This window comes from Propionivibrio sp., assembly GCF_017995515.1.
Classification (GTDB): Bacteria; Pseudomonadota; Gammaproteobacteria; order Burkholderiales; family Rhodocyclaceae; genus Propionivibrio.
Window position 1 is genome coordinate 41,913 of sequence record NZ_JAGOIT010000008.1, and the last position, 9,465, is coordinate 51,377.

Annotated in this window: 12 protein-coding genes; 3 read left to right on the forward strand and 9 right to left on the reverse strand. The window is 61.2% G+C overall.

Annotation, left to right across the window (positions count from 1 at the left end):
- Positions 1-42: 42 nt before the first annotated feature.
- From rpmG to radC, 3 genes are all read right to left on the reverse strand, one after another.
- The gene (gene rpmG / locus KBA32_RS02560; protein ID WP_294354839.1) at positions 43-198 is read right to left on the reverse strand and encodes a 50S ribosomal protein L33; all 156 of its coding nucleotides are present in this window, start codon (positions 196-198) and stop codon (positions 43-45) included.
- A 14-nt stretch (positions 199-212) separates the two neighbouring features.
- Positions 213-446 carry a 50S ribosomal protein L28 gene (gene rpmB, locus KBA32_RS02565; RefSeq protein ID WP_294354877.1) on the reverse strand — a complete coding sequence of 78 codons (234 nt, stop codon included), beginning with the start codon at positions 444-446 and terminating at the stop codon, positions 213-215.
- Positions 447-544: 98 nt separating this feature from the next.
- Complete coding sequence (gene radC / locus KBA32_RS02570; RefSeq protein ID WP_294354842.1) at positions 545-1,222, reverse strand: DNA repair protein RadC; 678 nt, start codon at positions 1,220-1,222, stop codon at positions 545-547.
- Positions 1,223-1,289: 67 nt separating this feature from the next.
- Here radC and coaBC point away from each other — a divergent pair, with 67 nt between their 5' ends.
- Genes coaBC through KBA32_RS02585 form a run of 3 tightly spaced genes read left to right on the forward strand, consistent with a single transcriptional unit; the run spans position 1,290 to position 3,399 of the window.
- The gene (gene coaBC / locus KBA32_RS02575) at positions 1,290-2,483 is read left to right on the forward strand and encodes a bifunctional phosphopantothenoylcysteine decarboxylase/phosphopantothenate--cysteine ligase CoaBC (RefSeq protein ID WP_294354845.1); all 1,194 of its coding nucleotides are present in this window, start codon (positions 1,290-1,292) and stop codon (positions 2,481-2,483) included.
- Positions 2,484-2,527: 44 nt separating this feature from the next.
- Positions 2,528-2,977, forward strand: coding sequence for a dUTP diphosphatase (gene dut / locus KBA32_RS02580; protein ID WP_294354848.1), 450 nt, complete (start codon positions 2,528-2,530; stop codon positions 2,975-2,977).
- Between the two features lie 8 nt (positions 2,978-2,985).
- On the forward strand, positions 2,986-3,399 hold the full coding sequence (locus KBA32_RS02585; RefSeq protein WP_294354850.1) for a secondary thiamine-phosphate synthase enzyme YjbQ: 414 nt from the start codon (positions 2,986-2,988) through the stop codon (positions 3,397-3,399).
- Here the strand turns inward: KBA32_RS02585 and pabB are convergent.
- The 6 genes from pabB to KBA32_RS02615 form a co-directional block, all read right to left on the reverse strand.
- Positions 3,383-5,173, reverse strand: a complete 1,791-nt coding sequence (pabB, locus tag KBA32_RS02590) for an aminodeoxychorismate synthase component I (protein WP_294354853.1) — start codon at positions 5,171-5,173, stop codon at positions 3,383-3,385. The genes KBA32_RS02585 and pabB overlap by 17 nt on opposite strands.
- 44 nt (positions 5,174-5,217) lie before the next feature.
- Positions 5,218-5,445 carry a sulfurtransferase TusA family protein gene (locus tag KBA32_RS02595; protein ID WP_294354858.1) on the reverse strand — a complete coding sequence of 76 codons (228 nt, stop codon included), beginning with the start codon at positions 5,443-5,445 and terminating at the stop codon, positions 5,218-5,220.
- 32 nt (positions 5,446-5,477) lie between these two features.
- Positions 5,478-7,112 (reverse strand): M48 family metalloprotease, encoded by a 1,635-nt coding sequence (locus tag KBA32_RS02600; protein ID WP_294354879.1) that lies wholly within the window; start codon positions 7,110-7,112, stop codon positions 5,478-5,480.
- Between the two features lie 90 nt (positions 7,113-7,202).
- Positions 7,203-8,186, reverse strand: a complete 984-nt coding sequence (locus KBA32_RS02605; RefSeq protein WP_294354862.1) for a hypothetical protein — start codon at positions 8,184-8,186, stop codon at positions 7,203-7,205.
- Positions 8,187-8,515: 329 nt separating this feature from the next.
- Complete coding sequence (locus KBA32_RS02610) at positions 8,516-8,686, reverse strand: hypothetical protein (RefSeq protein ID WP_294354865.1); 171 nt, start codon at positions 8,684-8,686, stop codon at positions 8,516-8,518.
- Positions 8,687-8,779: 93 nt separating this feature from the next.
- Positions 8,780-9,097 (reverse strand): hypothetical protein, encoded by a 318-nt coding sequence (locus KBA32_RS02615; protein WP_294354868.1) that lies wholly within the window; start codon positions 9,095-9,097, stop codon positions 8,780-8,782.
- Positions 9,098-9,465 lie beyond the last annotated feature (368 nt).

A 9,465-nucleotide genomic window follows, 5' to 3' on the forward strand; every position in this document is an offset into this window, starting at 1 on the left:
ACCCCGCGACGTTTGCGAGGTTTCTTGACCGGACCCGCCGAATTACTTCAGCTTGGTTTCCTTGAAGGCGACATGCTTGCGGGCCTTGGGATCGTACTTCTTGATCTCCATCTTTTCCGGCATGGTCTTCTTGTTCTTGGTCGTGGTATAGAAATAACCGGTACCAGCCGTCGATTCGAGCTTGATCTTTTCACGCATGGCAGGACTCCTGTCTAGATTTCGCCGCGTGCGCGCAGATCAGCGAGCACTACGTCGATACCGTTCTTGTCAATGAGACGCAGACCAGCGTTGGACACGCGCAGGCGCACCCAATGGTTCTCGCTTTCCACCCAGAAACGGCGATACTGCAGATTCGGGAGGAAGCGGCGCTTCGTTCTATTGTTGGCATGGGAAACGTTGTTCCCTACCATCGGGCCTTTACCCGTTACTTGGCAGACACGCGCCATGATTGTTGCTCCGGTTGATCTTGGGTAGAAAGCCGGCGATTTTAGCCCAACCACCCGGGCTTTTTCAAGCACTTTCTGATTGTTTTCTATCTTCCCTGCTACAGCAAGCCGCGTTCAGCGAACGATAAGGGCTGGCTCGCCCCGGCGACAATGAAATGATCGAGCACCCGGACATCGACCAACGCCAGCGCCTGCCGAAGTTCCCGCGTCAGGTGTTCATCGGCCGAAGACGGCTCGGCTACGCCAGACGGGTGATTGTGCGCCAGAACAACAGCGGCGGCATTATGCCAGAGCGCCCTCTTGACTACCTCACGCGGATAGACGCTGGTCTGCGTGAGACTGCCGCGAAAGAGCTCCTCGCCGACGATCAGCCGATTCTGCGCGTCGAGCCAGAGCGCGTAGAAGACTTCGTGCGGCAAACCGGCCAGATTCAGCCTCAAGTAGTCGCGCACGGCACCGGGCGTCGAAAACGCGTTGCGCTCCTTCAGTCCCTCCGAAAGCGCCCGTTTGGACATTTCGAGGACCGCCTGCAGTTGCGCATATTTTGCCGGCCCCATGCCGGGGATGGCCGAGAACGCGTCGAGCGACGCGGCGAACAGCTGCGTCAGACTGCCGAAGTGCCGAATCAACTCACGCGCCAGATCAACGGCGCTCTTCCCCGGGATGCCTACGCGCAAGAAGATCGCGAGCAATTCGGCATCTGACAGCACGCCGGCGCCTTGCGCCAGCAGTCGTTCGCGCGGTCGCTCGTCTTGCGGCCAGTCGGTAATTGCCATGATGCGATCTCGATGACGTCAGTTAGAATTCTTGGCTCGGCATTCTAACCAAGCGCGGACAATTCGTATGGAATTATCGGGGAAACGGATCACTTTGGGCGTCACGGGCGGCATCGCCGCGTACAAGGCCGCCGAACTCGTCCGCCAGCTGGTCAAGCTGGGCGCAACCGTCCGCGTGGCGATGACCGAGGCGGCGACCCGCTTCGTCACGCCGGTAACGTTTCAGGCGCTCTCCGGCCATCCGGTGCATTGCGACCAGTGGGATGCGCGCGTCGCCAACAACATGGCGCACATCGAGTTGTCGCGCGAAGCCGACGTCATTCTCGTCGCCCCCGCGTCGGCCGACTTTCTGGCCAAGCTGGCGCACGGCCTCGCTGACGACCTCCTGAGCACACTGGCGCTCGCACGCAACTGCCCGCTGCTCGTCGCCCCGGCGATGAATCTGCAGATGTGGAACAACCCGGCGACGCAACGCAACGTCGCCACGCTGCGCGCGGACGGCATCACGCTGCTCGGTCCGGCCAGTGGCGACCAGGCCTGCGGCGAAGTCGGACTCGGCCGCATGATCGAGCCCGAAGAGATCGTCGAAGACGTGGTTGCCTACTTTCAAGCGAAGCACCTGGCCGGGAAACGCGTGCTGATGACGGCTGGCCCGACCTTCGAGGCGATCGACCCGGTACGCGTCATCACCAACCTGTCGAGCGGCAAGATGGGCTTTGCCCTCGCGCGTGCTGCACACGAAGCTGGCGCGGACGTCACGCTGGTCTGCGGACCGGTGAGTCAGGCAACGCCGCGCGGCATCACGCGCATCAACGTCGCCAGTGCACTGGAGATGCACACCGCAGTAATGCAGCACGTAGCCGGCCAGGACGTCTTCATCGGCGTGGCAGCGGTCGCGGACTATCGGCCGGCAGCCCCGTCGGCGCAGAAGATCAAGAAGGATGGCTGCAAAGCACCGAGCATCGAGCTGGTGCAGAATCCGGACATCCTCGCCGATGTCGCCGCGCTGCCCGAGCCGCCTTTCTGCGTCGGCTTCGCGGCGGAGAGCCAGAACCTCGCGGCCTACGCGCAGAAGAAGCGGCTCGCGAAAAAGATCCCGCTGATCGTCGGCAATCTGATCCAGGACGGATTCGGCGGCGACCAGAACAAGCTCGCGCTCTTTGACGACACGGGCGAGACGCGCTTGCCGCCGGCCTCGAAAATCGAGCTGGCGAGAGCGCTTGTCGCCCACATCGCAAGATTGCTCAACGAATTGCAGTAAGCGGCTGCGCATCAATCAACGATAGCCAACATCAGGAAGACACCATGCACCGAATCGACGTCCGACTCCTCGACCCACGTCTGCACGACAGCCCGCCGCATTACGCGACGCCCGGCTCGGCCGGCCTTGACCTGCGCGCCTGCATCGAGGGTCCGGTAAAAATTCATCCGGGCGACACCATGCTCATACCAACGGGAATCGCCATTCACCTGGCCGACCCGGGCCTCGCCGCGATGATCCTGCCGCGCTCGGGTCTCGGTCACAAGCACGGCATCGTACTCGGCAACCTCGTCGGCCTGATCGACTCCGACTATCAGGGCGAGATCATGGTTTCGACCTGGAACCGCGGCAAGGAAAGCTTCACGCTCAACCCGCTCGACCGTCTCGCACAACTCGTCGTCGTTCCGGTCATGCAGGTCGCCTTCAATGTCGTCGAGGAGTTCGATGCCAGTTCGCGCGGCGACGGCGGCTTCGGCAGCACGGGCAAGGCGTAAGCCGCACCATGACGGTGCAGCAAATCCTGGAAGTACCGACTCGCGGCCGAAGCACCACCGAGATCACCGCCGAAATCGCGCAGATCGTGCGTACGGCGCAAGTTGCAACGGGACTCGCCAACGTCTTCGTGCTACACACGAGCTGCTCGGTCATTCTCACGGAAAACGCCGACCCGACGGTGCGCCGCGACCTCGAAACGCTGGCAGCGCGCTGGGCGCCTGACGGCGACAGCGCCTATCGGCATGACGACGAAGGCGACGACGACATGGCCGCACATGGCCGGAACATCCTGGCGGGCAGTTCGATCACCGTGCCGGTCGCCGACGGAAAACTGCTGCTCGGTACGTGGCAAGGCATCTACTTGTGGGAACACCGAAACGTTCCCCACCGCCGGAAGATCGTCGTTACCGTAACGGGCTAGCCGACGGCGACCGCAAGGTCACCGGAAACAGGCCGCGCAGGGCATTCGACAGGTAGATTGCCGGAGCCGTCAGCAGATCCTCGCGGTACAGCACACGCTCAACGGCGCGCCCGGACTCCAGCAGATGTCGGCGCATGACCCCGGGCAGCAAGCCGCTCGATACGGGGGGCGTCAGGAGCACGCCATCCCGCTCAACGTAAACGTTGCTGCGCGCGCCCTCGCAGACCTCGCCGCGCGTGTTGCAAAAGATCGCGTCGAATACGGCCGGCATCGCCGCCAGACGCGCCAGGGCAGCGTCGTAGCGTGAACGCGCCGTCGTCTTGTGGCGCAGCAGATAGTCGTCGCCATCCAGCGCTTCGTCAGCAACAACGATTTGCCACTGCTGCTCGTCGGCCGGCATCTTTGCGTGCTGGCCACTTAGCCGCCCATCGTGCGCGAGCGTCAGGCGGACACGATGGGCGCCATCGCGGCACTCCCGCGCAACCGTGGCGAGCCGTTCGGATATCGCCGACAAGTCGCAGGCGAAACCGAGCGCGAGCGCCGACGATTCGATGCGCTGCAGGTGTAGCACCATCAGGGGATAAACACCTTCGACCAGCCGGAGCGTCTCGATCAACTCGAAGCCGGGGTCAAAGCCCGTGACAAAACTCGCTTTGAGAAGACACTCCGCGTACTCACGGGCAGGATCGGCGTCGATAACGATGCCGCTGCCGATACCGAGCCGTGCATGTCCTGCCGCATGGATCTCCAGCGTGCGGATCGCCACGTTGAAGCGGCAATCGCCGCCCGGTGCGACCCAGCCGAGTGCCCCGGTGTACAGCCCGCGCGGCCCGCTTTCCATCTCGGCAATTCGCGCCATCGCCCTGATTTTTGGCGCGCCGGTAATCGATCCGCACGGAAACAGGGCGCGAAAGATGTCACGCAAGGGCGCATCCGGCAGATCCGCCGAGATCGTCGACACCATCTGCCACAACGTCGGGTAGGCCTCGATCGCGCACAGCGCCTCGACGTTCACGCCACCGGGTGCGGCAAGGCGCCCGAGGTCGTTGCGCAACAGATCCACGATCATGACGTTCTCGGCCCGCTCCTTGCTCGACGCCAACAGCGCCGCCCGGTTCCTTGCGTCCGCTTCGGGTGTCGCACCGCGCTGCGCCGTTCCCTTCATCGGCCGGGTAACGACACGGCATCCATGCCGTTCGAAGAAAAGCTCGGGCGAGAACGACAGTATTGTCGCCTCCGGGGTGAGCACAAACGCGCCGTAGCGCACCGGCTGGCGCGCCCGCAGTCGGGCGTAAAGCGCCAGCGGATGGCCGTAGGCTGTGAAGTCGACCGGGAAGGTCAGATTGACCTGATAGCAATCGCCTTCGCTTATCCAGCGCCGAATCTGATCGACCTTTGCCGCGTGACTTGCTGCATCGAGGGTCAAGACGGCATCGGCAACGCCACAGATCCGGTCATGCGCGGGCATCTCGGCCAGGCGGTCCGCAAAGAAGCACTCAAGCGCATCTGCATCGAGACGTTCGGCACAGCCAAATACCCAGCCGCGCAGACGAGGGCTCGACGCACCGGGCTGCACCATCGCCCGATCGAAGCAGGCGCCAAGCTCGTAGTCGGCGGCAAGTATGGCCCATTCACCGCCGTTCGTCGCCACATCGACGGCAGCGAAGACGGCGTCCGGATCGGACGCTCCAATGGCACAACGAAAATTCGTCAACAGCCATGCCGCGCCATCGTCGGCGTCAAGCAGCGCGAAGTGGCGCGCGTCCGCCATCATGGATCAACCCTGCTTAACGATGAAGACCTTGCCGGAACCGCGCGCTATTTGCGACGAAAGAAGAACTCGAAGACCTGGTCGGTCTCGCTGGCAGACAGCAACTGGTTCCCCGTTTGCCGGGCAAAGGCCTGGAAATCCTTGGCCGCGCCGGGATCAGTGGCGAGCACGCGCAACACCTGCCCGGTTTCCATTTCGGAGAGCGACTTCTTGGTACGCAGGATCGGCAGCGGACACTTGAGTCCCTGCACGTCGAGTTCGCGATCAAACTGCATGAGCAAGTCCAGAAGAGATGTAAAGGCGCATTCTACCCGCCCTCTCTCTTGAGTTTCTCCTCCTCCGCCTGCAACGCGCGGAGCTCACGCAAACGCGCATCAACAACCGACTGCTCGTAGAAATTCCCGTCGGTTTCCCTTTGTGCATACTGCAACTGCTCGACCGCCTGCCCCAGTTGCCCCTGAAGGTAGTAGAACTCTGCCTGCGCTCGATGCTGCTGCAGGCGCTTGCCCAATGCCGAGTAGGTCTTTGCCTGCAAGCCATAGAGCTTGAAATCGGAGAAGCTGATCTGCATCTGCGATTCGAGAAACTGCAAGCACTGATCGTATTGCCTTCCGGCCAACAGGGACTCTGCATAACCGTAGATCAGGGCCTTCGACTGCGGGAAGTTCTGCAGCGCCTCACGATAGATAACCTGCGCCCCCATCGTGTCGTTCGCGGAGAAACGGATCTGCGCCGCCAGTCCGGAAATCATCGGCGACGAGACCTTGAGTGCCTTGATGGCCTCGATTTCGCGCTGCGCCGCCACGGCGTCCTTCTGGCGCATTTGTGCGACCGCCATCCCATAGTGCGTCGCAGCCAGGGACGCGTACTTCTTCTCGCGCAGTTGCAGTCCGAAGTCACTGATCGCTTCCCGCGCCGTGCCCGTTTGCGCGCGCAACTTCGCCCGCACGAGGTGAAAGTCGAGGTCGCTGATCACCTGGCGATAGGGCGCAAGCTGCGCCCGGTTCTGCATGTCGGAAATGCGCTCCAGCGTCAGCGGGTGAGAACGCAGATAAACCGGCGCATTGTTCTCGTACAAGCGCCCGGCCTTTTGCAGCCGCTCAAAGAAATCGCCCATGCCGCGCACGTCGAGGCCCGCCCTTTCGATCGTCTGATACCCCAGGCGATCGGCCTCGCGTTCGTAGTCACGCGTATACGCCAGTTGCGCCTGCACAACACTTGCCTGCGCGGAGGTAATGGTCGCCGCCGCAATATCAGAATTGGAGCGAGCGGCGAGAATTCCGACCGCCATCGCGATCATGCTGGGAATGGTGTTCTGCTTCGATTTCGCAATCTGCCGTGCCAGGTGGTTTTGCGTAACGTGACCGATTTCATGGGCCAGCACGCCCGCCAGTTCCGACTCTGACTGTGCCGTAAGGATAGTGCCCGTGTTCACACCGATAAAACCGCCGAACATGGCGAACGCATTCACCGTGGAATCGCGAATGGCAAAGAACTGGAAATCACCGGTCGGGTTGGCGCTTACCTCGACCAGCCGGCTACCGAGACGGTTGAGGTAGTCGCTGACCTCCGGATCGTCGATATAACTCGGCTCGCGTAACCGGATCTCGTTCATGATGCTCTCGCCCACCTTGCGTTCAAGCTGAGGCGACAATTCAGCGCGCGCCGACTCCCCCAGATCCGGAAGATCATCGGCAAGAACGGGAGGCGCAAACAACAACGCCGAGGTCGCCAGCAAAGCCGCCGGCAAGAGAAAAAGGCCTGGTAGCCTGTTGAGACGGAAGGAATTCACGGTCGAGGAGCGAGGCATCCGGAAGAAGCGAGAATAATAGCGGACTCCTTTTGCGCCGGATGTTTCAATTTGTTTCGCCTGACAAAACCGAATCGGCACGATTCTCGGGATATCGGCATAGGGGCGATCAGGTTGACCCGACTTTGACACCGCCAAGTAACACACCTGTCGGGAAGCTGCATGGCGCAAGGCTTTGGGCGAAGTTGCAAAAACGGGTGTGTATCTAGGCGAAGAAGGTGCTCAATCCAGATTCAGGATCGGCTTTGGCGGCTTTATTTTCAATGCTTTCAATCGGTTAGATGCCGAAGGTGACGGCTCGGTGACCTGCCAGACGCGGCCGTTGGGGCTGGACAATAGCGCCCGTTGAACCTGTTTGAGGTCGTCGCGGATATTGCGCCATGTATCCTGACACGCGTACTCGGCGGTTCGCTCCAGCAGCAGGGACAGGACGGTGATGGCGATGTGGGCGTGAATGCGATGCGGCGCCCAGTGGAACACCGGGCGCATCTTCAGTCCGCTCTTCATCGTCCGCCAGGCTTCTTCCACGCGCTGCTGCTGTTTGTAGCCCAGCGCCATGTCTTCGGCCGTCAGGGTGACCGCCATACCAACGACGATCTGGGGCGCATCACCGCGACCGTTCTTGCTGTGCCCCCGCTGACGCGGCGCAGTGTAGGTCTTGCCGGAAACTTCGCTGCCCCGGACGTTTCCGTTCTTGTCGCCCGTGTCTTCGTCGTCAATCTCGAAGTGCAGCGAGGTGGTGTCGTAGAACACCACGTCTACGTCGAGATTAAGCAAGTCGGCCACCCGGTGGAAGATGGCGGCTTCGATGGCGTCCTTGTTCGCTTCCAGAAAATCCATGGCGCGTTCGACGTCGAAGCCGAAATGTCGCGTGCCGGCTTGTTGCCGCACAATGGCGTCGATGCCCAACTGCTTCCAGAGGGTTTCGAGGACGTAAACGTCGCCATAGGGCCAGGCGCAGATCAGCCGCCAGTCGCCACCGGCGCCAACGATCTCCTCCGGCGAGCAGCGGCGCAGGATGCTCTTGGCCAGTCGGCGCAGCCGTTCAACAACGTCCGGATCGTCGGCGCGACCGCAGTTATGCACGATGCTCGCTTGCGACCGTCCCTTGGTGGCATCCCAGACATTCTCCGCCAGTTGCAGGTAGGTCACGACACTGCCATCCGCACGTCGTTGTTTGCTCTCGCGTAGGTACATGAGCCCCATCGTAGCGGCCTCCACGCGAGAAAATCAACAATCCATGTATCTAGGCGTTTTGCGGCTTGCTCCCCGCAAAACCGCTCCGTTGCTAAAGGTCACCCAAATATGTGCCTCGAAAGTGTCAAAGTCGGGTCAAAATCCCTCTGCGTAGACGGGCGTAGTGCTGCCCGTGTGGGCGATACGCTGATCTTTAACAATCCGGATGCTGTAGGGTCGTCGTCGCCGAAACGGATGTCCTGTTTCTGCCCGTTATCGGGGCGACGACCGACAGGCTGGCCGCTGGCCTGCTCATTCGTCTATGGTGGAGATGGATGAGCGAACAGCGGCACCAAAATTCATGACCGTTCGAAGTCACCATCGACATGGCTTTTCCCGGTCGATGCCGCGATGACGACTTTTCCGAGCAGTTTCGGCTCATGCCGAATATCACGCCCCCAATGGTGACCACGTGCGTGCTTCAACCTTGCCGCGTGGTGACGGCGCATGGCGCGCTTCATGTTTTTCATACGGTTTCTCCCGATTACGGCCGGCACCCCGGATGGGCCCGGCCAGTCGTATGAAGAAACCCGTGAAACGATATATCAGTGCAAATTCAGCGATCACCACCAACTCCAGTTCGCATCGTGGTTGTGCCAGGACCGAAATACAGGATCGAATTCGGGATCACCCAACCAGCGGCGCAGCATGCGGTCGTTGCTGGTGCGAATTCGGTGATCGGACACCTTGCGGTACCAGCGCGGTGCTGATCCGCCCATGGTGACCGACTTATCGGAATGGAAACGCGCAATTGCCTTGCGCCCAGCCTTGGATTGCGGGTCGAGTGGCACCCAGTGGCCGAAAGGAGCACGCGACTCCCAATTGTGCAGCACCCAGTAATACTCGTGACGCTCCCGCTTGCGGCGAAACGTACGTGCCATGACATAGCTCCAGTTGTTGGTAACTACGTCATGGCAATCTCCTCTCCCAGGGAAATTCAGAATTCATAATGCATTAACGCCTGACTGGCAATTTCGCTGACAGGGTCCATTCATGCCGGCCGTCTGGCGAGCAGTTGATCGAACACCAACGCCAGTCCCGGATGCACATCACGCACGCCTGCGACGACCCTAGCTGACCAATCGAAATATTCCTGCTTACGTTCAACCGACCAATCCGCCGGTGGTCTCGGTATCTTCAATCGTGTCGTGCAGCAAGGCTGCGCACAACACTTCTCCGTCTGTGACACCACCTTCCGTGGCGAGGACATTGGCCAGCGCGATCGGATGATTAATATACGGCGAAGCCT